This window comes from Pseudarthrobacter sulfonivorans (assembly GCF_024391045.1).
Taxonomy (GTDB): domain Bacteria; phylum Actinomycetota; class Actinomycetes; order Actinomycetales; family Micrococcaceae; genus Arthrobacter; species Arthrobacter sulfonivorans_B.
Genome location: NZ_JANFCZ010000006.1, coordinates 148,594 through 168,888 on the forward strand (window position 1 = coordinate 148,594; position 20,295 = coordinate 168,888).

General features: G+C 61.5%; 21 protein-coding genes. 11 read left to right on the forward strand and 10 right to left on the reverse strand.

Annotated features, from left to right (window positions below; translation table 11 throughout):
- Nucleotides 1–31 precede the first annotated feature (31 nt).
- The gene (locus tag NQJ30_RS06275; protein WP_255768977.1) at nt 32–1,102 is read left to right on the forward strand and encodes a quinone-dependent dihydroorotate dehydrogenase; all 1,071 of its coding nucleotides are present in this window, start codon (nt 32–34) and stop codon (nt 1,100–1,102) included.
- 83 nt (nt 1,103–1,185) lie between these two features.
- Here NQJ30_RS06275 and NQJ30_RS06280 read toward each other — a convergent pair whose 3' ends face one another.
- Nucleotides 1,186–1,788, reverse strand: a complete 603-nt coding sequence (locus NQJ30_RS06280) for a DUF3043 domain-containing protein (RefSeq protein WP_255768978.1) — start codon at nt 1,786–1,788, stop codon at nt 1,186–1,188.
- 53 nt (nt 1,789–1,841) lie between these two features.
- Here NQJ30_RS06280 and NQJ30_RS06285 point away from each other — a divergent pair, with 53 nt between their 5' ends.
- From NQJ30_RS06285 to NQJ30_RS06305, 5 genes are all read left to right on the forward strand, one after another.
- On the forward strand, nt 1,842–3,302 hold the full coding sequence (locus NQJ30_RS06285) for a dipeptidase (RefSeq protein WP_255768979.1): 1,461 nt from the start codon (nt 1,842–1,844) through the stop codon (nt 3,300–3,302).
- A 184-nt stretch (nt 3,303–3,486) separates the two neighbouring features.
- On the forward strand, nt 3,487–3,876 hold the full coding sequence (locus NQJ30_RS06290) for a HesB/IscA family protein (RefSeq protein ID WP_255768980.1): 390 nt from the start codon (nt 3,487–3,489) through the stop codon (nt 3,874–3,876).
- Nucleotides 3,877–4,062: 186 nt separating this feature from the next.
- On the forward strand, nt 4,063–4,935 hold the full coding sequence (gene ctaC, locus NQJ30_RS06295; RefSeq protein ID WP_255768981.1) for an aa3-type cytochrome oxidase subunit II: 873 nt from the start codon (nt 4,063–4,065) through the stop codon (nt 4,933–4,935).
- A 10-nt stretch (nt 4,936–4,945) separates the two neighbouring features.
- Nucleotides 4,946–6,673: an aa3-type cytochrome oxidase subunit I gene (gene ctaD, locus NQJ30_RS06300; RefSeq protein ID WP_255768983.1), complete on the forward strand. Its 1,728-nt coding sequence runs from the start codon at nt 4,946–4,948 to the stop codon at nt 6,671–6,673.
- The gene (locus NQJ30_RS06305) at nt 6,670–7,071 is read left to right on the forward strand and encodes a cytochrome c oxidase subunit 4 (RefSeq protein WP_255768984.1); all 402 of its coding nucleotides are present in this window, start codon (nt 6,670–6,672) and stop codon (nt 7,069–7,071) included. Before ctaD ends, NQJ30_RS06305 begins: the two co-directional genes overlap by 4 nt.
- A 145-nt stretch (nt 7,072–7,216) precedes the next feature.
- On the opposite strand, the gene NQJ30_RS06310 is transcribed toward NQJ30_RS06305, so the two are convergent.
- Nucleotides 7,217–7,510 carry an HPr family phosphocarrier protein gene (locus NQJ30_RS06310; RefSeq protein WP_255768985.1) on the reverse strand — a complete coding sequence of 98 codons (294 nt, stop codon included), beginning with the start codon at nt 7,508–7,510 and terminating at the stop codon, nt 7,217–7,219.
- Nucleotides 7,511–7,680: 170 nt separating this feature from the next.
- Here NQJ30_RS06310 and NQJ30_RS06315 point away from each other — a divergent pair, with 170 nt between their 5' ends.
- Complete coding sequence (locus NQJ30_RS06315) at nt 7,681–8,472, forward strand: GntR family transcriptional regulator (protein WP_255768986.1); 792 nt, start codon at nt 7,681–7,683, stop codon at nt 8,470–8,472.
- Nucleotides 8,473–8,528: 56 nt separating this feature from the next.
- On the opposite strand, the gene qcrB is transcribed toward NQJ30_RS06315, so the two are convergent.
- The 4 genes from qcrB to ctaE all read right to left on the reverse strand — a co-directional run bounded on the left by qcrB (nt 8,529) and on the right by ctaE (nt 12,868).
- Nucleotides 8,529–10,199: a cytochrome bc1 complex cytochrome b subunit gene (gene qcrB, locus NQJ30_RS06320; protein ID WP_255768987.1), complete on the reverse strand. Its 1,671-nt coding sequence runs from the start codon at nt 10,197–10,199 to the stop codon at nt 8,529–8,531.
- The gene (gene qcrA / locus NQJ30_RS06325) at nt 10,177–11,253 is read right to left on the reverse strand and encodes a cytochrome bc1 complex Rieske iron-sulfur subunit (RefSeq protein WP_255768988.1); all 1,077 of its coding nucleotides are present in this window, start codon (nt 11,251–11,253) and stop codon (nt 10,177–10,179) included. Before qcrA ends, qcrB begins: the two co-directional genes overlap by 23 nt.
- Before the next feature lie 100 nt (nt 11,254–11,353).
- Nucleotides 11,354–12,142, reverse strand: a complete 789-nt coding sequence (gene qcrC, locus NQJ30_RS06330) for a cytochrome bc1 complex diheme cytochrome c subunit (protein WP_255768989.1) — start codon at nt 12,140–12,142, stop codon at nt 11,354–11,356.
- Between the two features lie 87 nt (nt 12,143–12,229).
- Nucleotides 12,230–12,868 carry an aa3-type cytochrome oxidase subunit III gene (gene ctaE, locus NQJ30_RS06335; RefSeq protein WP_190988360.1) on the reverse strand — a complete coding sequence of 213 codons (639 nt, stop codon included), beginning with the start codon at nt 12,866–12,868 and terminating at the stop codon, nt 12,230–12,232.
- A 147-nt stretch (nt 12,869–13,015) separates the two neighbouring features.
- On the opposite strand from ctaE, the gene trpD reads away from it, so the two are divergent.
- A complete protein-coding gene (gene trpD, locus NQJ30_RS06340) occupies nt 13,016–14,074 on the forward strand; it encodes an anthranilate phosphoribosyltransferase (RefSeq protein WP_255768990.1) in 1,059 nt (352 codons plus the stop codon).
- A gap of 73 nt (nt 14,075–14,147) precedes the next feature.
- Here trpD and NQJ30_RS06345 read toward each other — a convergent pair whose 3' ends face one another.
- From NQJ30_RS06345 to NQJ30_RS06355, 3 genes are all read right to left on the reverse strand, one after another.
- A complete protein-coding gene (locus NQJ30_RS06345; RefSeq protein ID WP_255768991.1) occupies nt 14,148–14,429 on the reverse strand; it encodes an Lrp/AsnC family transcriptional regulator in 282 nt (93 codons plus the stop codon).
- A gap of 119 nt (nt 14,430–14,548) precedes the next feature.
- The gene (locus NQJ30_RS06350) at nt 14,549–14,947 is read right to left on the reverse strand and encodes a DUF3054 domain-containing protein (protein WP_255768992.1); all 399 of its coding nucleotides are present in this window, start codon (nt 14,945–14,947) and stop codon (nt 14,549–14,551) included.
- Nucleotides 14,948–14,993: 46 nt separating this feature from the next.
- Nucleotides 14,994–15,209: a hypothetical protein gene (locus NQJ30_RS06355; protein WP_255768993.1), complete on the reverse strand. Its 216-nt coding sequence runs from the start codon at nt 15,207–15,209 to the stop codon at nt 14,994–14,996.
- A gap of 426 nt (nt 15,210–15,635) precedes the next feature.
- On the opposite strand from NQJ30_RS06355, the gene NQJ30_RS06360 reads away from it, so the two are divergent.
- The 3 genes from NQJ30_RS06360 (at nt 15,636) to NQJ30_RS06370 (ending at nt 19,108) form a co-directional block, all read left to right on the forward strand.
- Nucleotides 15,636–16,052: a DUF4259 domain-containing protein gene (locus tag NQJ30_RS06360; RefSeq protein WP_255768994.1), complete on the forward strand. Its 417-nt coding sequence runs from the start codon at nt 15,636–15,638 to the stop codon at nt 16,050–16,052.
- A 252-nt stretch (nt 16,053–16,304) separates the two neighbouring features.
- Nucleotides 16,305–16,634: a YegP family protein gene (locus NQJ30_RS06365; RefSeq protein ID WP_308215152.1), complete on the forward strand. Its 330-nt coding sequence runs from the start codon at nt 16,305–16,307 to the stop codon at nt 16,632–16,634.
- Between the two features lie 590 nt (nt 16,635–17,224).
- Nucleotides 17,225–19,108, forward strand: a complete 1,884-nt coding sequence (locus NQJ30_RS06370; RefSeq protein ID WP_255768996.1) for an FAD-dependent monooxygenase — start codon at nt 17,225–17,227, stop codon at nt 19,106–19,108.
- A 90-nt stretch (nt 19,109–19,198) separates the two neighbouring features.
- On the opposite strand, the gene NQJ30_RS06375 is transcribed toward NQJ30_RS06370, so the two are convergent.
- The gene (locus NQJ30_RS06375) at nt 19,199–19,480 is read right to left on the reverse strand and encodes a hypothetical protein (protein WP_255768997.1); all 282 of its coding nucleotides are present in this window, start codon (nt 19,478–19,480) and stop codon (nt 19,199–19,201) included.
- Nucleotides 19,481–20,295 lie beyond the last annotated feature (815 nt).

Consider the following 20,295-nt stretch of genomic DNA (forward strand, 5'->3'; position numbering starts at 1 on the left):
TCTGGGCTGCTGAAGGCGGAAAACTAGAGCCATGCGCGTATATCCGACTTTCTTCAAGCTGGCCTTTTCATGGATGGACGCCGAACGCGCCCACAAGATCGGATTCAAAGGGATCAAGCTCGCCCACACCTCGGGCGCAGGCCGGTTGCTCCAGCGGTTTACGGCACCCGCGCCGTCCCTGCAGACCACTGCCTTTGGCGTCACCTTTCCGTCACCGTTCGGCCTGGCAGCCGGCTTCGACAAGGAAGGGCTGGGCATCGAAGCCCTCACGGAACTCGGCTTCGGACACGTCGAAGTTGGCACCATCACTGGTCAGGCGCAGCCCGGGAACGAAAAGCCGCGCCTGTTCCGCCTCATTGAAGACCGCGCCGTGATCAACAGGATGGGTTTCAACAATGACGGCGCGGCGGCAGTCGAACCCCGCCTCAAGGCGGCACGCGCAGCTCTCCAGCGCAAGCACCCCAACATTCGTCCGGTTATCGGGGTAAACATCGGCAAGAGCAAGGTGGTGGAGCTCGACGACGCCGTGGGAGACTACCTGATCAGTGCCCGGAGCCTTGCCCCGGCCGCCGACTACCTGGTGGTCAACGTCAGTTCGCCCAATACGCCCGGTCTCCGTCTGCTCCAGGACGTCCACACTCTTCGTCCGCTGCTGGCCTCCGTGGGGGAGGCGGCCGATACAGCTGCCGGCCGCCACGTCCCGCTGTTGGTGAAGATTGCCCCGGACCTCAGTGACGAGGACATCGACGACGTTGCCCGGCTCGCGCTGGACCTGAAGCTGGACGGAATCATTGCCACCAACACCACCATCGGGCGCTCCGGCCTCAAGTCGCCGGCAGCTAAGGTGGACGAATGCGGTGCCGGAGGCTTGTCCGGGGCGCCCCTGAAACAGCGGTCCCTTGAGGTGCTTCGCCGGCTGAAGGAAGCCACCGGCGGCGCGATCACCCTGGTGGCGGTCGGGGGCGTCGAGACGGCGCAGGACGTCCAGGAGCGGCTGGATGCCGGCGCCACCCTGGTCCAGGGCTACACGGCGTTCCTCTATGAAGGTCCCTTCTGGGCAGCCCGGATCAACCGTGAACTGGCCAGGATGCGCCGGAGCTGAGGGCCGAACGGCATAAAAAATCCCCGGCGGTCCGTCCGCCGGGGATTTTTCAACCCGAAGATTTTATGGGCCGGGTTGGCAGATCAGGAAGGATACTGGCCGCGCTTCACGAGCGGCTTCGGCAGCCGGAGTTTGCGGAACTGCATCGAACGCATGGAGCCGTACCAGACCGTACCGCGCTCAACTTCACCGAACTTGGCCGCCAGTTTCTTGCGGAGCTGGCGGGACAGAATGAAGACATCGACAAAAACGGCCAGGAACATGACCCAGAAGCCGCCCAGGACATAAACCATCTGCTCGCTGGAGGCCGGCACAATCAGGGAGATGATCACGAAGACCAGGGCGCCGAACATCAGGTATTCGCCGAGGCTGAACCGCGCGTCAACGTAGTCGCGGGCATAACGCTTCTGCGGGCCCTTGTCCCGCACCGGCAGGAACTTCTCGTCGCCGGTATCCAGGGCCTGGCGCATTTTGGTCCGCTGGTCCTGTACAGCCTGGCGCTCGGCCGCCTTGGACGCCTTCCGGTCCTCAGGCACCAGAGGCCGCTTTCGGGCCGCTTCCTGGGCCTTGCGCTTGGGCGTGGGCGCACCCTTGCCCAACGTGGCATCCTGCCGGGCGGCCGCTTCAGCAGCCTGCTGGTCTATTGATTCCTGCGCCGAGGGCGCTTCCTTTTTACGTCCGAACACTTGAACAGAATACCTTGCGGCCTAATGGATTCTGCGCGGGTATTGTGATCGCCATGACACGCAATCAGGCGGCAACGCCCCACGACGCCCGAACTTCCGACGCCGGCCACCCCGGTTCCGGCCCCGCCAGCCAGTCCTTCGACGGGACCGGGCTGCGCCAGGCCGTGGAACGTTCCTTCGATACCACCCTGAGCAGGCTCAAAGATCTTGTGGCCATCCCCGGCATTGCTTGGCCTAGCTTCGATCCGGCACACCTGGACGCCAGTGCCGTGGCCGTGGCCGACCTGCTGCGCGCCGCAGGGCTCGACGAAGTCCAGGTCCTGCGCAGTCACAAGGATGACGGCACGCCGGGAGGGCCCGCCGTCGTCGCACGGCGCCCTGCCGGGGAAGGCAAGCCGACCATCCTTCTATACGCGCACCACGACGTACAGCCGCCCGGAGATTCCGGGCTCTGGGATTCGGAGCCGTTCACCGCCGTCGAACGCAACGGCAGGCTGTACGGGCGCGGCGCTGCCGACGACAAAGCCGGGATCATGGCCCACGTGGCGGCCTACACCGCCATGTCCGAGGTCCTGGGTGCGGAGTTCGGCCTGGGCGTCACGTTCTTTTTCGAGGGCGAAGAGGAAGCGGGCTCGCCCACATTCCGGACGTTCCTTGAAACCCACCGGGAACTGCTCCGTGCCGACGTCATAGTTGTTGCAGATTCGAGCAATTGGAAGGTGGGCGTGCCCGCCCTGACCACCAGCCTCCGCGGCCTCGTTGACGGCACCATCGAAGTCCAGGTGCTCGACCACGCTGTCCATTCGGGGATGTTCGGCGGCCCGGTGCTGGACGCGCCCACGCTGCTGTCCCGGCTGATCGCCACGCTCCACGATGCGGAGGGCAACGTGGCCATCGATGGCCTGGTGTCCTATGACAACGCAGGCGTGGACCTCACCGAAGAGGAGTACCGGGCTGACGCGTCCGTGCTCGACGGCGTCAGGCTGGCCGGTTCGGGAAGCATCGCTGCACGGATGTGGACCAAGCCGGCCCTGTCCATCATCGGGTTCGACGCTCCCGCGGTTGACGTGGCATCCAATACCCTCCTTCCGCGCGCCAGGGCCAAGTTCAGCCTCCGGCTGGCTCCCGGCGAGGTGCCCGCTGACGCCATGGAGGCCGTACGGCGGCATGTCGAGGCAAACGCGCCGTTTGGTGCGAAAGTAGTGTTCACGCCGGGCGAGAGCGGGAACTCTTTCCTCGCCGACACGTCGTCGGCAGCGGCGAGGTCCGCCATGTGGGCGTTGGGGGAGGCCTGGGGCGTTCCTGCGGTCGAGATGGGAATTGGCGGATCGATTCCCTTCATTTCCGATCTGGTGGACCTGTATCCCGAAGTCCAGATCCTGGTAACGGGCGTCGAAGACCCCGACTCGCGTGCGCACAGCGCCAACGAATCGCTGCACATCGGTGACTTCAGGAACGCCATAGTTGCCGAGGCGCTGCTCCTGGCGCGGCTCAACGCCGACGGACCCGAGTGAGCAGCCCCGGTCATTTGTTCCCGGAGCGGGTCCCGCCGGGAACAAATGACCGGGCCGCATCGGTTACGTTTGGAGTTAGAGCTATACGTCTGACCGACGTAGCATGTAGCTATAGCCCATACCGTATCTGTAGGGGCAGGCACCGCTGACGCGGAGCCGCCAGGACCGTCCAAAGGTAGGCCAAATGAGCACCGCAACCAACGAGAACACCACCGAAACCGCAGCCGCTGCCAGCGATGAACTGGCTGAGCATGAGGTCAAACTGACCGACGTCGCTGCAGGGAAGGTCCGGAGCCTGCTGGAACAGGAAGGCCGCACGGACCTCCGGCTCCGTGTTGCCGTCCAGCCCGGCGGCTGCTCGGGCCTGATCTACCAGCTCTACTTTGACGAGCGCCTCCTCGACGGCGACGCCGTCCGTGACTACGACGGCGTTGAAGTTGTGGTGGACAAGATGAGCGTGCCCTACCTCAGCGGTGCGAGCATCGACTTCGAAGACACCATCTCCAAGCAGGGTTTCACCATTGACAACCCCAATGCCGGAGGCTCCTGCGCATGTGGTGATTCGTTCCACTGACCCGGTCCTTTCGCCCGGTGCCGGCGCCTGCTTTCTGTCCGCCAAAAACGGCACGAAGGCACGGCGCCGACATGTGGGCGAAAAGCCCGGCGGAGCGGTAAGCTCTACACCGAGTAGTAAAACTTTTAGTGTGCCCGGAAGGCCAGAGAGCCGCCGGGCAACAGCAACAAGTAGGAAGGGCCGTCTGTGAGTTCGCAGAACCGAACCGGCAGCCGACGCAAAACGATCACCTCGATCTCAGGCTTGGCAATTGCCGGCGCGTTGGTTTTGACTGGATGTTCGCCAGAGGTATCGAGGGGGTGGCTGCCCACAGAGCGGGGCACCACCAATCACACTGACCGGATCATGGACCTCTGGGTCAACTCATGGATTGCCGCCCTCGTTGTGGGCATCATTACGTGGGGCTTGATCGTCTGGTGCATCGTTGCCTACCGCCGCCGTAAGGGGACCGTAGGGTTCCCGAAGCAGATCAGCTTCAACCTCCCGCTCGAGGTGTTCTACCTGACCATTCCGATCTTTATGGTCCTGGTGTTCTTCTACTTCACTGACCGCGACCAGCAGGCCATCGATGATCGCTCACAGCCGGCGGATGTTGTAGTGGACGTCCGCGGCAAGCAGTGGGCATGGGACTTCAACTACAAGTCCGGCACTGTCATTCAGGAAGATCTCTACGAAGCAGGCGTCCAGGCGCACCTGACGGGCAACACCATCGACAAGGAAGCTCTTCCGACGCTCTACTTGCCGGTTAATAAGTCAGTTGACCTGGAACTCAACGCCCGCGACGTCATCCACTCTTTCTGGGTTCCCGCCTTCCTGCAGAAGCGCGACATGATCCCGGGCAAGACCAACTACATCCGGTTCACTCCGACTAAAGAGGGAACCTATGACGGCAAATGCGCCGAACTCTGCGGCGAGTACCACTCCGAAATGCTGTTCCGCGTGAAGGTTGTCTCCGAATCTGAATTCCAGGCTCACATGGACAAGCTCAAGGCCGCAGGAAACACTGGCCTCCTCGGCGTCGAGTATGACCGCAACCCGAACCTGAACGAAACGAAGTAGGGGGAGCGACGTGGCTACTTACACCCAATCCGCACCTGTGGGGCCCCTTGAGGCTCCCGTAGTTCCGAAATCCAAGGGACGCATTGTCGTCAACTGGATCACCTCGACGGACCACAAGACCATCGGGTACATGTACCTGATCGCGTCCTTTGTGTTCTTCTGCCTCGGCGGCGTGATGGCGCTGCTGATTCGTGCCGAGCTGTTCGAGCCCGGCATGCAGATCCTGCAGACCAAGGAACAGTACAACCAGCTGTTCACCATGCACGGCACTGTCATGTTGCTGATGTTCGCCACCCCGCTGTTTGCCGGCTTCACAAACGTGATCATGCCGCTGCAGATCGGTGCCCCGGACGTTGCCTTCCCGCGGCTGAATGCGCTGGCCTTCTGGTTCTTCCTGTTCGGCTCCACCATCGCCGTTTCGGGCTTCATCACCCCTCAGGGTGCTGCGTCCTTCGGCTGGTTTGCCTACGCCCCGCTGTCCAACACCACCTTCAGCCCCGGCATCGGCGGTGACCTGTGGGTCTTTGGCCTGGCACTGTCCGGCTTCGGCACCATTCTGGGTGCGGTCAACTTCATCACCACCATCATCTGCATGCGCGCTCCCGGCATGACCATGTGGCGGATGCCCATCTTCACCTGGAACGCCCTCATTACCTCCATCCTGGTCCTGATGGCTTTCCCGCCGCTGGCCGCCGCACTGTTCGCGCTTGGCGCGGACCGTCGTTTCGGTGCCCACATCTTTGATCCGGAGAACGGCGGCGCGGTGCTGTGGCAGCACCTGTTCTGGTTCTTCGGCCACCCCGAGGTGTACATCATCGCGCTGCCGTTCTTCGGCATCGTCTCGGAAATCTTCCCGGTCTTCAGCCGCAAACCGATCTTCGGCTACAAGGGCCTGGTCTACGCCACCATCGCCATTGCCGCACTGTCCGTGACCGTGTGGGCCCACCACATGTACGTCACCGGCTCGGTACTGCTGCCGTTCTTCGCGTTCATGACCATGCTGATCGCGGTGCCCACCGGGGTGAAGTTCTTCAACTGGATCGGCACCATGTGGCGGGGGTCCCTGACCTTCGAAACGCCCATGCTGTGGAGCATCGGCTTCCTGGTCACGTTCCTCTTCGGCGGCCTGACCGGCATCATCCTGGCCTCCCCGCCGCTGGACTTCCACGTCTCCGACTCCTACTTCGTGGTGGCACACTTCCACTACGTGGTCTTCGGCACCGTGGTGTTCGCAATGTTCGCCGGCTTCTACTTCTGGTGGCCGAAGTGGACAGGCAAGATGCTCAACGAGCGTCTCGGCAAGATCCACTTCTGGCTGCTGTTCCTGGGCTTCCACGGAACGTTCCTGATCCAGCACTGGCTCGGCGTCGAGGGCATGCCGCGCCGCTATGCAGACTACCTGGTGGAGGACAACTTCACCTGGATGAACCAGTTCTCCACCATTGCCTCGTTCGTCTTGGGCGCCTCGCTGATTCCGTTCTTCTGGAACATTTACATCACCTGGCGCAGCAACGACAAGGTTGAAGTGGACGACCCCTGGGGCTTCGGCGCCTCACTGGAATGGGCCACGTCCTGCCCGCCGCCGCGCCACAACTTCACGTCCCTGCCGCGCATCCGCTCGGAACGCCCCGCCCTGGACCTGCACCACCCGGAGCTCGCCCAGGTACACACCGTCGAGTCACCTGCTCCTGCGGCTGCAGTGCTCGGCAACGCCGACCAGAAGGATACAGCGCTGTGAAAATCGAGTCTTGGATCTTTGGAGCCGGTGTCTTCTTCTTCGTTCCGGTTGCCGTGGTTTACGGTTTCCTGACGCACTGGATGGAGCCGGTTGGCCTGCTGGGCGTCCTGCTCATCGCCGGCCTGGCCGGAATGATCGGTGCATATCTAGGTTTTACCGGACGCCGCGTCGGCATGCGTCCCGAGGACCGCAACGACGCTGAGATCCACGAGGGCGCCGGTGAGCAGGGACACTTCAGCCCCTGGAGCTGGTGGCCGCTGGTTCTGGGCCTGGCATGCGCGGGCGGTTTCCTGGGCCTGGCAGTCGGCTGGTGGGTAGTGTTCATCGCTGGCGGCCTTGCCGTGGTAGCGCTGGTGGGCTGGGTCTTCGAATACAGCCGTGGGGACCACGCCCACTAATCCCCTCCCGGGATTGCACAGGATTGCACAGTAGACAAAAGACGCCGGGCCCCACCTTCAGGTGGGGCCCGGCGTCTTTTGCCATGTGGTGGAGCCTTTGGGCCGGTGGCCGCACTCCAAGACCGGGGAGGTTTCTCTGCGGGTCCTAGGCGGTTCCCTGAGCCTCAAGAAGTGCCACAAGCATTGACAGGGCACGCTCCACTTCTTCGCGCCCGGAAGGCCCCTCCAGAGTCTCCTCAGCTACTGAAAGTTCCACTTCACAGCCGCAATCAAAATCAGCAGTCATCACTTCGAGCAGGGATCGGGCGTCGACGCCCTGAATTCCTGCCTTCCGGATGGTGACGGGAAGACCCGTGGCTGTCACGGCCCGGACGAATTCCGCCGCCGGACGAGCATGCAACCCGATGGCAGCCGAAACCACTGCCTTGTGTACTGCCAAAACGTCTCCTTCGTCCTGACGGTCCGGAGCCGCCACCTGCTGAATTTTCCAATCCAATATAGCCCTCTCCCGGCCCTCCCACTAACGCGTCTGCATCGTCAGTCCGGTCTAGACCTCTGCGGCGTTGGCTTAAGATTGAAGGGTGAAGAACGAAGCAGGGATGACATCCCGTGGCGGCTAGAGCCCAGGGCATTCGGGGCGACATTGACCGTAGCAGCGGCACAGCCATCTATATTCAGCTCCGCGAAATCCTGCGGGCCTATATCAGCGAATCCTGTCCGCCGGGATCCGCCCTACCTTCCGAGCGTGATCTTGCCCTGCGCTTCGGCCTCGCGCGGATGACCGTCCGCCAGGCGATAGATGCCCTCGTCGGTGAGGAGGTGATTGAGCGGGTGGTGGGCCTGGGCACCTTTGTCCGCAAGCCGAAACTCGATCTGCAGGTCAAACTGACCTCCTACAGCGAGGAGATGCAACGTCGCGGCATGGTCCCGGCGGCGAAAGTCCTTAGCTTCGAGCAGATCGGCGCCAGTGCCTTCCTCGCACGGGAACTGCAGGTGGAGGAGGGGACGCCCCTGGTCCGGTTTCGGCGGCTGTTGCTGGCTGATGGCGAGCCCATGAGTGTGGACGAGAACTTTATTCCCGCACACCGCGTCCCCGGACTTCTTGACGGAGAGCCTCCCACTTCCCTGTATAACGTCCTCAGCGAACAGTTCGGACTGGTGATGGAGTGGGGCGAGGACATGATTGAGGCAACGGCCGCGTCCCCGTCCACGGCCCGGCTGCTCAACGTGGACGTTGGAACACCTCTGCTTAAAATCCAGCGGCACGCGTTTGTGGCGCGTGCCATGGTGGACTACTCAGTTTCGTACTACAGAGCGGACCGTTACAAGCTCTGGGTGCCACTCCAGCGGCCCGGCGCCCGCACCGCACGCAATCATTCCTCGGGGTACCGAAGCAACTAACGGCAAAGGGAAAGGCCCGGTCCAATGGACCGGGCCTTTCCCTTGTTTATTGTCGATCAGTGGCTGAGGCTCTTGCTTTGCTCAGCCGACTCTACTGCGGGTGCGTGGTGGCCGTGGGCGGCTTCCAGCTCTGCCGGCGTAGCAGGTGCCACGCGGTCTTCGAAGAACCACTTGGACAGGAATGCCCGGCGCTTCTCCTTGCTGGTCACGACGCCGTGTTCGTTGGGAACTGCCGGCAGCGGAGCCGGTGATTCGAAACCAACCAGCTTGTACCGCTTGTACTCGTCAAGAGGCGCGTGGACCTCGATGAACTCACCGTGCGGAAGGCGCACGATGCGGCCGGTCTCACGGCCGTGCAGTGCGATTTCGCGGTCCTTGCGCTGGAGGGCCAGTGCAACACGCTTGGTGACGATGTACGCGATGATCGGGCCGACGAAGAACAGCGCCCGGAGCCAGTACGTCACATCGTTCAGCGATACGTGGAAGTGAGTGGCGATGAGGTCAGAACCTGCAGCTGCCCACATGACGCAGTACCAGACGAAGCCAGCCACCCCAATGGCGGTACGTGTCGGGGCGTTCCGAGGACGGTCCAGCACGTGGTGTTCGCGGTCATCCTTGGTGATCCACCGTTCGATCCACGGGTACGTGAACATCACGGTGAACAGGATTCCGGCCGGTACAAGGGCCGGGAGGAGGACGTTCAGGGTGAGGGTGTATCCGAAGATGACGTACTCGAAGTGGAAATTCCCAATGACGCCCGGCATCAGGCGCAGGGCGCCGTCAACAAAACCGATGTACCAGTCAGGCTGGGTACCGGCGGACACCGGTGAGGGGTCGTACGGGCCGTAGTTCCAGATCGGGTTGATCGTAAAGAAGGCCGCCATGAGTGCGATCACACCGAAGACGATGAAGAAGAAGCCGCCGGCCTTGGCTGCATAGACAGGACCCAGGGGATAGCCGACGACGTTTCCGTCGTTGCGGCCGGGACCGGGGTACTGGGTGTGCTTGTGGACAACCACCATGAACAGGTGGAGCACGATCATCAGCAGGATCAGCGCAGGCACCAGCAGGATGTGCAGCATGTACAGGCGGCCGATGACTGCCGTGCCGGGGAACTCGCCACCGAAAAGGAAGAAGGAGATGTAAGTGCCGATGACAGGAATCGCCTTGATGACGCCGTCAATGATTCGCAGGCCGTTGCCGGACAGCAGATCATCGGGGAGGGAGTAACCGGTGAAGCCGGCTGCCATGGCAAGGATCAGAAGGACGCTGCCGACTACCCAGTTCATTTCACGCGGTTTGCGGAAAGCACCGGTGAAGAAGACGCGGAGCATGTGAACGGCAATGGACGCCACGAAAAGCAGGGCAGACCAGTGGTGCACCTGGCGCATGAAAAGGCCGCCGCGGATATCGAAGGAGATATTCAGCGAGGAGCTGTATGCCACTGACATTTCCACGTTCTTCAGCGGCACGTACGAGCCCGCATAGTGGGTCTCCGCCATTGACGGATCGAACCAGAAAGTCAGGAAGGTGCCGGAAAGCAGCAGGATGACGAAGGAGTACAGGGCAACTTCGCCAAACATGAACGACCAGTGGTCAGGAAAGACCTTCCGGCCGAATTCGCGGAGGATTCCCGAACCGCCAACGCGTTGGTCGACGAAGTCGGTGATGCGGCCGCCTTTGGTTTTGGCGACGAAGGGTGCACTAGGCGTTGTTGCTGCGCTCATGCTCATCACGCTCCCAGTAGCTAGGTCCAACAGGTTCATGGAAGTCGCTGGTAGCGACCAGGTAGCCCTCGTTGTCCACTGCGATGGGCAGCTGGGGGAGGGGTCGGCTGGCCGGACCAAAGATTACCTTGCACTCTTGCGTGAGATCGAAGGTTGACTGGTGGCACGGGCACAGCAGGTGGTGCGTCTGCTGCTCATAGAGTGCAACAGGGCAACCGACGTGGGTACAGATCTTGGAGTAGGCAACGATGCCGTTGTAGCTCCAGTCTTCGCGTCCTGCCGACGGCTTAAGCGACGCAGGATCGAGACGCATGAGGAGCACAACAGCCTTGGCCTTCTCGTTGAGCTTGCCCTCATGGAGTTCGTTGAGTCCCTCAGGAATTACGTGGAACGCCGATCCCAGAGTGACGTCGGAGGCCTTGATCGGCGTTCCGTCAGGGTCCCGGGTGAGGCGCTTGAGCTTGCCTTCCTGGGGAGCCCACATGGTGTGGGCCAGCTTGTTATCCGGGCGGGGGCCAAGGTCACCAAAAACCGCGATAGCGGGCAGAGGAGCCAGGGCAACGGCGCCAAGCAGAGTGTTGCGGATGAGGGGGCGGCGCTTGATGCCGGTCTCTTCCACGATGTCGTCCACGATTCGAACCGCTGCGAGGCGGTCCTCTTCGGTGCGGATCGCGTGGCGTTCCTCGGAAACCTCGTGATCGGGCATCAGGGCTTTCGCCCAGTGGACGATGCCGGTGCCAATGCCCAGCATGGCGAAAGCTGTGCCGAGGCCCAGAAGGGCGTTCTGCAGGCGGATCGTTCCGATGCCCGCACCTGAGCCAGCGCCCAGATCGATGGCGAAGTACGCCACCAGGAAAATCAGGGTGCCAACAACGGAGACGCCGAAAAGTATAGCGACCTGCCGTTCTGCCCGTTTGGCGGCCTTCGGGTCCGTGTCAGCCAGGCGCAAACGATGCGGGGGAAGTCCAGGATCCTGGAATTTCTCCACCTCATTCTGACCAGCCGTAGCTACGGTGCCCGAGTGGTTCGGACTGCCGTCACTATGGTTGCCCATAATTCGCCTCATCCTTCTCTCGTCCCGGCGTCCGCCGGGTTAGTTTTCAATGTCAAACTGCTGACTTGGCAGCAGGAGTTTTTGGGGATCCCGGGGTGTCCTAAGACGTCCGGGATGTCAGCCAGATCGTGAAGGCGATGATGACGCCGAGTCCTGCGATCCAGACGAAGAGGCCTTCGGCGACCGGGCCAAGTGAGCCCAGATCCGCGCCGCCGGGGGAGCCGTTCGATTCAATCTGCTTGAGGAAGGTGATGATGTCCCGCTTGCCTTCAGGCGAAACGTTCGCATCGTTGAAGACCGGCATGTTTTGCGGGCCGGAGACCATTGCCTCATAGATGTGCTTGCCGGAAACGTCCGCGAGGGCCGGGGCAAACTTGCCACGGGTGAGTGCGCCACCAGCGGCAGCGGCGTTGTGGCACATGGCGCAGTTCACGCGGAAGAGCTCTCCACCTGCGGCAGCGTCACCCTTTTCGTCTAACAGGTGTTCTTCAGGAATCGCCGGGCCGGCACCCAGGGAAGCGACGTAACCTGAAAGCTGGTGGGTCTGGGTGTCGTTGAACTGGGCAGGCTTCTTGTAGGCCTGGGGTCCGTTCATCTGCATCGGCATGCGGCCCGTGCCGACCTGGAAGTCGACGGCGGCTGCGCCAACACCTACGAGTGAGGGGCCGGCCTGGGTGCCGCTGGCACCCATCCCGTGGCAGGTCGCGCAGTTGGCTTCGAAAAGCTTCTGACCCTCGGCGGTGTCACTTGCGCTGTAGCTGGTGGTGGAGGCCTTCGCTTCGTTGACGGTGGTGGCAACGGCGTAGAGCCCCCCGGTGACGAGTAGTCCCATCAGGAGCAGCGCGATTACTGCGAGTGGGTGACGCCGCTTTTGCGAGAGAGCCTTCACGTGGTGGTTCCTTTATTCGATCCTGCGCCGGCTCCGGGAGCCGCTTCTTGAAATTCTGCCTCTTGTAGAAAAGGAATCAAAGCTTGACTACTTCAGTACGTAGATGACCAGGAAGAGGCCGATCCAGACCACGTCCACAAAGTGCCAGTAGTAAGACGTGACAATTGCAGAGGTCGCCTCAAAGTGGCCAAACTTCTTCGCCGCGAACGAGCGTCCGATGATGAAGAGGAAAGCTATGAGGCCACCGATGACGTGCAGGCCGTGGAATCCGGTGGTGATGTAGAAGGCCGAGCCATAGGCGTTGGATGAGAGCGATACGTGCTCGGATACCAGCATGGCGTATTCCGTGCTCTGGCCTGCGACGAAGATTGCACCCATGATGAAGGTCAGGGTGAACCATTCGTTCATGCCCCAGCGGGCGAACTGGAAAGGTCCGCCCGTTTTGCGGGGCTGCAGCCGTTCGGCGGCGAAGACGCCCATCTGGCAAGTGAATGAACTTGCCACGAGGACGATGGTGTTAACGAGCGCAAAGGGAAAGTTGAGCTTGGCTGTCTCTTCGGCCCACATCTGTCCGCTCGTGGAGCGCAGTGTGAAGTACATGGCAAAGAGACCGGCGAAGAACATCAACTCGCTGGACAGCCAAACAACGGTTCCTACAGAAACCATGTTGGGGCGGTTCAGCGTCGGGTGCGCCGGGGTACTGGGGGCATGGGTCGCAGATGTCACATAGACATTATGTCTATAAAAGTCCGTACTGCCCAACGCAAACCGCCTTTTCGGGGGACTTTTTCTACAAAGACGCGAAATCGCCCGGAAAAGTTCCCGGCGACGTTCACATTGGTCAGGGCTGGGGCGGCTCGATAGCATCAGGAGGTGACTTCTCAGGCAACCGCACCGGCCGACAGCAACACCTGGCCCCGGCTCATCTCAGCGCTCATCACCGGCACCGATCTCACCGCGGACAACACCGCGTGGGCCATGGACAGGATTATGTCCGGTGAGGCTTCGCCATCCCAGATAGCAGGATTCCTCGTTGCCCTCAGTGCCAAGGGCGAAACAGTCGATGAGATCTCAGGACTGGTGGAGGCAATGCTTCGCCACGCAACGCCCATCAGCATCCCCGGTGAGAAGCTGGACATCGTGGGCACCGGTGGTGACCAGCTCAACACGGTTAACATCTCCACCATGGCGGCCCTGGTGGCTGCCGGTGCGGGTGCCAAAGTGGTCAAGCATGGTAACAGGGCGGCTTCGTCGTCCTCCGGCTCTGCCGACGTGCTGGAGGCACTGGGTGTCCGGCTCGACCTTCCGGTGGAGCATGTGGCGCGGAATGCCCGGGAGGCCGGCATTACATTTTGCTTTGCCCAGGTTTTTCACCCTTCCTTCCGTCATACCGCAGTTCCGCGCCGCGAACTGGCAATTCCCACCGCCTTCAATTTCCTGGGACCGCTGACCAACCCTGCGCAGGTTCAGGCCTCAGCTGTCGGGGTTGCCAATGCCAGGATGGCTCCGCTCGTTGCCGGAGTCCTGGCCCGGCGGGGGAGTCGCGGGCTCGTTTTCCGCGGCAACGACGGGCTGGACGAACTGACCACCACGGGGCCGTCCACAGTATGGGAGATCCGTGGGGGCGCCGTCACCGAGTTGACCTTTTCGCCTGCCGATCTCGGTATCCGTCCGGCGACCGTTGAAGAACTCCGCGGCGGAGACGCCAAAGCGAATGCCGGCGTCGTGCGTGATGTCCTGGCCGGGAAGGCCGGCGCCGCGCGGGACGCCGTGCTGGTTAACGCGGCGGCCGGCCTGGTGGCATTTGATGCCACGGCCGAAGGTCCGTTCGTGGACCGCATGCGTGCAGCGTTGGTCCGTGCTGCAGAGTCAATTGACTCGGGCGCCGCCGCTGCCGTCCTGGATAAATGGGTTGCACTCACCCGGCCTTAGTGTCTTCGCAAACAAAGAATGGCGCGTCCCGCAGAGCTGCGGGACGCGCCATTCTTTTTTGTTTTGTCGGGGGCTACTGTTCGAAACCCAGGGCAAAGGCAGCATCGAGGTCGTGCTGGGAGTAGGCGCGGAAAGCGATGTGAGTGGTGGTGTGCACCACGGCCGGAACCTTGGAGAGTTTGTCGGCGATGACGTCAGCAAGATCCTCGTGGCGTGCCACGCGGGCGACGGCGATAAGGTCCCATTCACCGGTTACGGAGTAGACCTCGCTGATTCCCTGGATCGCGGAAATCTCCTCGGCGGTTTCCGGAATGCGCGCGGCGTCGGTCTTGATCAGAACGAATGCGGTGATCACTGGTTCAATCCTTCCGGATCTTTAGGCCGTAGCGGTGCCCCGGCAAGTCTCTGTGGTCTTGCCAGCCTATTACATTGCCGCACCGGTATGCCTGGCGGCGGCTCGTACCGTGTGCGGCGTCAGGACTTACGCAGCCTGCGCACAAGCACCAGGAGTGCACGGTAGCCCACCAGGAACAGCCCCAGGCTGAGGAGCGCCACGATGACGAACGCGAGTACCACTGATTGGCCCGTGAGTGCCCGCAGGATCATGCCGCCGGCAACGGCTCCCAGCCAGATTGCCACACCCGCGGGAAGTGACAGTGGACGCCGCCACGCGCGGGCCACGAGCCACGCGAGCGCGGCGCCGGCGAGGAACGGCCAGGCGGTGAGAAAGACGCCGATGATGACGTCAGGTCGTTGGTGAGCGTCCCTGCCAATCGCCGCGAAAACGAGAATGAGGATGGCGTCGGCCAGTCCTGCGGCCGCTATGGCGGGAGTGCGGCCGGGGGCGGACTGCTGCTGGGTGGAGGAAATCATATCTTCGAGACTAGCGCGGGTCAGCCACCGCAATCATCCGAGCGCCCTACTGCACCCGGCGCACCAGCCAGGTGGGCTCCCAGCGGACGTGGTGCACGTCATCGGCGTCCCACTCAACCAGCACGTGTGTGACCGTATAGGCCACGGCATTGCCGATCAGGGAGCGCACTCTGACAGGAGCTGGCCGCAGCAAGATCACAGGCCTGCCCGGTGCGTTGAGCAGCGCCTGTTCGCGGGACTGGGGGATGAGGGTCTGCAGCATATGACGTCCTAAGAGCCAGGAACTGAACAATGCCGCTGTCTCCTACTGGCGGAAAGATCGGCACTGATCTGCCCAATGAAGCGTGGGAAGCAGACCACCCAGCGTGCCGCCATGCAACGACAATAGGGTTTCGGCGCAGTCCGGGCATCCGTATCATGTACCCGATTTTTCCCGGCGGGGTACTTGTTCAGGCAGTAATTTTCACCCCCGACGGCGCCTGAACCATCGCGACGGCTCCGCAGCGGCCGCGGCAAGGGAGTTGTGCTCACGAATTCGACCAGACGGCTGTGGGGGAGTGTTGCGGCTGCCGTCAGGCTGGGTGGATGCTCAGGGAACGCGCCAGGGTTGGCCAGCGCCGGTGTGCGTGCAAGAATTCCAGCTGAGCCGCATACCCGCGGCCGGACGGTCGGACTCGGGGGATTGTTGATGGGCGCGTGGGATGAATCCGTATTTGGCAACGACGAGGCAGCGGACTTCTCGTTCGAATTCGATGACGCCGACACTGCGGCGAAAGTTGCACCAATCATCGAGAACGCATTGGACAGCGTCCTTGCAGCCACGGCAGACGTGGAGGCTCCAGAGGGTGCGATAGGACTGGCTGCCGCTGCACTGGTGGTCGCCTGGAGCGAACCCGAGATGCTTGGCGGCGATGCCACCTATGCCCCGGAGCCTTGGCCACGAACGGCAGAGCCGTTGCCCGAGCATTTGAACGCCAAAGCAGCTGCAGTGCTTGACCGCATGAAGGACGCAACAGGAAACGAACTGGCTCAGCTATGGGCGGAATCGGGACAAGCCTCAGGGTTCACAGCTGAAATTGAACGGTGGCGCTCACACCTGTCCTGACGCTTTAACTCCGGGCTGGTAGTGCAGCTCCACTGTGAAGCGGGAGCGGAGGATCACTTCGGGTGGATGTCTGCCAAGACCTTGCCGGGGAGAGCGGTCCTGGGGGAGACTCGGGGGACGCATGCTGAATTGATGAAAATTTGGATGGCGGGATAAATCACGGCAAATGTAGGCAACGATGCCTCGTGCCCTGCTGGCGGCAAAGACGCAGCCAACGGAATCCCGCAGACCGAAAGGATCGCAATGGCAGGAATGTTCGTACTATTTGTCGACGCGGAATCAGCTTTCAGGTTCCGGCTAACAGCGCCCGACGGAACTGTAATGGCAGTTTCCAAGATCTTCGGCACCAAGGCCGACGCCGTGGCCGGCATAGCCGCTGTGCGCGAGTACGCTGGCATGGGGCTGATTACCGACCACTGCACGACTGTCCGGGAGATCCCGACTCGCGTCCACGATGATCCTGAAGATCAAGCTCCCGACTTCCCATGCGAGCCCAAGTCCGACATTCACCCGCGCGCGCGGACCGTCCGCACGGCCGTCTCCGGCCCCCGCTGGGCCGGGGCAGTACATCACCTCTCCTGAACCGGCCCTGCACACGGCGACCATCACGGAGTACGGGCAAGCCTGCTGATCTGCGTTCGATCCCATTCACGTGGGAGACCGATCACTCTCTGCAGCTCACCCGCCGCAAAATTCCACGTGCACTTCATGCAGTGGCTTAGCGATTACTCCACGAAGTTCGCCGGGACGCATGCGGATGCAATCCACTCGGCCACCTTCTTCCGGATCCCGGCGTGGAATCAGTCGTCAAACGGAGCCTCAAGGAAGGTGCGCGCATCTTCACCCAGGATTGCCGGAGTATCGGGAATTCACCGAACTTGCAGCATCCAATCCGCACGTCTCTCTCGTCTGCTTCCTTTGCCATCTCTAATCGCAGGGGAGAAGCCGGGTCCGAGCTGCGTCCGTCAATGCAAAAGACCATCCACGAGAGCTCTTCCGCTGGACGGAAGCAAAGGGTGGTGGTTCATCCACCCCGCAAGCAGGATTACTACCAGTCCTCAACGTGTTCCACATCACAATGAAAGGTTGCTGGAACATACCTTCCAACGACCGGAAGTGATAGCTGAGTCAGGCTTGAGGACAATTTCCCCCAAAGCTAAGGAGCTCATAGGATGCAGTACCACCACGACGGATACATCGGACGTGACCCTCGCATCAGGGATGCGGCAGGTACGGGTGTTGATCGCACCGTTGAACTTCCAGAAACCATGGATGTACTCATCGTGGGAGCGGGCCCCGCTGGCATAGTTCAGGCAGCACAATTGACGGAATACCCCCAGGTTCACACGAGAATCATTGAACGGCGCCCTGACCGACTCGTAGCCGGCCGAGCGGATGGACTCTTTCCACGTAGCTGCGAAACCTTCCAGGCCTTCGAGTTCTATGAGGAGATTGCCCATGAAGCTGCACATATGCGGGAAATGAGCTTCTGGGGTCCCAAGCCTGAGCATCCCACGGAGATCGCGCGGGCCGCGCGGGCAGATGATCCGCCCTCATACGTGAGTGAATTTCCTATTCTCACTGTCAATCAAGCCAGGGTTATCGACTATTTCGCGGAGCGGGCCGCCAACGGGCCCGCAAGGATTGACATCAACTACGGCTTCGAGTTCATTGACCTGACGGTGCACGACAGCGGCGAGTATCCCGTAGAGGTGAGGATCAAAGACGAACACGGCAACGATCGCACGGTGCACGCAAAGTATGTGGTGGGCTGCGATGGAGCGCGCAGTAAGGTCCGCGATTGCATGGACGTGGACCTTGTAACGGATCCGGCGGATCAGGCCTGGGCTGTCATCGACATGATGGCCAATACCGACTTCCCGGACTTCCGCACCAGAAGCGGCATTCAGTCCGACAAAGAGGGGTCGATCCTGCTCATCCCCCGCGAGGGTGGCTTTCTGACAAGGTTCTATGTTTCGCTGGACACTCCAACAACGGAAAACAGGGAGCGGATCCGGGCCACGACTGCCGAGGAAGCCATTGAACGTGCCAACCGCATCCTTCACCCCTACTCTGTCGATGTCCGTAAGGTTACGTGGTTCAGTATCTACGAGGTCCGCCATTCGGTCGCCCAGAGCTTCGACGATGTGGCTGCTCAACAGAATCCGCATCTGAATCCGCGTGTTTTCATTGCGGGCGACGCCTGCCATACGCACAGCGCCAAAGCAGGCCAGGGCATGAACGTCTCCATTCAGGACGGTTGGAACCTCGCATGGAAGCTAGGCCAGGTCCTGGAGGGACGCAGTGACGAGTCCCTGCTGAAGACTTACCATGATGAGCGGCAGGACGTAGCGCAGAAACTCATTGACTATGACAAGGAATGGTCTGCCATGATGTCTCGGCGCCCCGAGGAAATGCAGGGCCCGCACGAGATCGTTGACTTCTTCGTGAGCACCGCTAACTTCCCCGGCGGGTTCGACACGAAGTACCAGAATTCCACATTGATCGGGACCTCCGAACACCAAGATCTGGCCCAGGGCTTCCCTCTTGGCATGCGATTGAAGTCGGCCCGGGTTTCGCGGCTTGCAGACACTGCAACTGTTCAGCTTGGCCATCATTTCCGTGCGGATGGTCGCTGGCGGCTATACGCCTTTGCGGACAGGTCGGGTCAGGCCGTAGCTGATTTGGCTGCGTGGTTGGAAACCGCTGATGATTCTCCGGTTACTCGCTTCACCCCGGAGGGGTCCGATATCGACAGTGTCTTTGACGCCAAGGTGATTTATCAGCAGGGGTACCGCGACGTGGACCTGGCCACGGTTCCAGGTTTCTTCATGCCCAAGGTTGGCCGTTACAAGGTGACGGACTGGGAGAAGGTGTACGCCTCGACGCCCCTCGACGACATCTTCGAGGCACGGAAGATAGACCGCGCAGGAGCACTGGTGATTGTGCGACCGGACATGTACGTGGCGCACGTTCTCCCTCTGACGGCGCGCGCAGAAATCACCGAGTTCTTTGCTCAGAATATGGTGCGGGTGAAGGTACAGAGCTTCTCCTGACCAGTACACCGGATCGAGGCAGTGTATCGGGCCACCCACGTCCCGTCGGCCCGATACACTGCTCCCGGATGCTTCCAGTGGACGGATGGACTACCGTAGACGACCGGCCTGGAATAGCCTCATCATGTTCTCAAATCCCCCTTGACGGTCGGGGGCAGGACGGCGAGGCGGGGACGCCGCGCTGCCTGACCCGGGCGACGCCGCTGCGTGCGAGCCGTCCATGACCTGCATGACTACGGCGTCGCCGTCGCGGCCTGACCTTAGCAATTTCGGCGAGCGGTGCGGGGACTTTTTGGCCATGAATGATTCGATCAGCGGGGTGACGTAGGAGCGGCGCAGGGAATGGACGTCCAGGCCGGGGGAGAGGCCCAAGTCCTCGCAGTACCGGTTGAATCTTCGGTTCAGCGCCTGACTAGATAAAAAGCATTTTAAGGCAACATTCAGCGATGCGGCTCAACAAGGAAGACGACGACGTTCGATTTCTCGTCCTTGGCAGGGCTTGTGCCATTCAGGCTGTACTCGTACAGGCCATCAGTTCCCGATGAGCTGCAGACGGTCGTTGGTCCGCCGACATTGGGGCGCCTGCTGCAGGGGCCCTCAACATTTATGACAAAGCTCGCTTTTGAGCTCAATGCCCTCAGGTCGTCTAGGGTGAGTTCCCGTCCGGTGTTCCATCGCCTGGCGATGCTGGGGCACGGGTGGTGTCCATACACAGGAACATTTCCCTGCGCACAACGTTGTCTTCCGGCTTCCAGTCGGATGGGATGGAAAACTGTCCGGCCCGGGGCACCATGTCGTCGGTGACTCTGTCCTCGGCAGTTCGGACGAGAAAATACGCAATGGCGCCAACCATCACCACCGCTGCAAGGGTTACGCCGGTTCTGATCTTCACTGCGTTCCCCCAAAGCCATCAGCGCAGGCACCAATGACGGGGGACTCCCGGCATGGTGTTGACTGCATCGTATCCCCATCCGGCAGCCTTGGCTGTGAAGGTTGCGGTCGTGCAGTCAATACGATGAGATCCGGTTCGGACCCGCCCTGGTCTACTACGGCAAGTTCGTACTGTTACTCGCCGTCAATGGAGGAGGGGCGATCTTGCATCGGATGCAATAATCACTGTTCTACTTTACATAATGTAGATTATCGGCGTTTTATCAGAGTCCCTGGCAGTGGCTGGCGGGGTGAGA

What these genes read in the sequence shown, in the direction of transcription:
- NQJ30_RS06355 (WP_255768993.1), bottom strand. Translation starts at nt 15,209, where the DNA reads ATGCTGCAGACCCTCATCCCCCAGTCCCGCGAACAGGCGCTGCTCAAC.
- NQJ30_RS06290 (WP_255768980.1), top strand. Translation starts at nt 3,487, where the DNA reads ATGAGCACCGCAACCAACGAGAACACCACCGAAACCGCAGCCGCTGCC.
- NQJ30_RS06365 (WP_308215152.1), top strand. Translation starts at nt 16,305, where the DNA reads ATGTTCGTACTATTTGTCGACGCGGAATCAGCTTTCAGGTTCCGGCTA.
- qcrB (WP_255768987.1), bottom strand. Translation starts at nt 10,199, where the DNA reads ATGAGCGCAGCAACAACGCCTAGTGCACCCTTCGTCGCCAAAACCAAA.
- NQJ30_RS06360 (WP_255768994.1), top strand. Translation starts at nt 15,636, where the DNA reads ATGGGCGCGTGGGATGAATCCGTATTTGGCAACGACGAGGCAGCGGAC.
- qcrA (WP_255768988.1), bottom strand. Translation starts at nt 11,253, where the DNA reads ATGGGCAACCATAGTGACGGCAGTCCGAACCACTCGGGCACCGTAGCT.
- NQJ30_RS06370 (WP_255768996.1), top strand. Translation starts at nt 17,225, where the DNA reads ATGCAGTACCACCACGACGGATACATCGGACGTGACCCTCGCATCAGG.
- NQJ30_RS06285 (WP_255768979.1), top strand. Translation starts at nt 1,842, where the DNA reads ATGACACGCAATCAGGCGGCAACGCCCCACGACGCCCGAACTTCCGAC.
- NQJ30_RS06275 (WP_255768977.1), top strand. Translation starts at nt 32, where the DNA reads ATGCGCGTATATCCGACTTTCTTCAAGCTGGCCTTTTCATGGATGGAC.
- NQJ30_RS06350 (WP_255768992.1), bottom strand. Translation starts at nt 14,947, where the DNA reads ATGATTTCCTCCACCCAGCAGCAGTCCGCCCCCGGCCGCACTCCCGCC.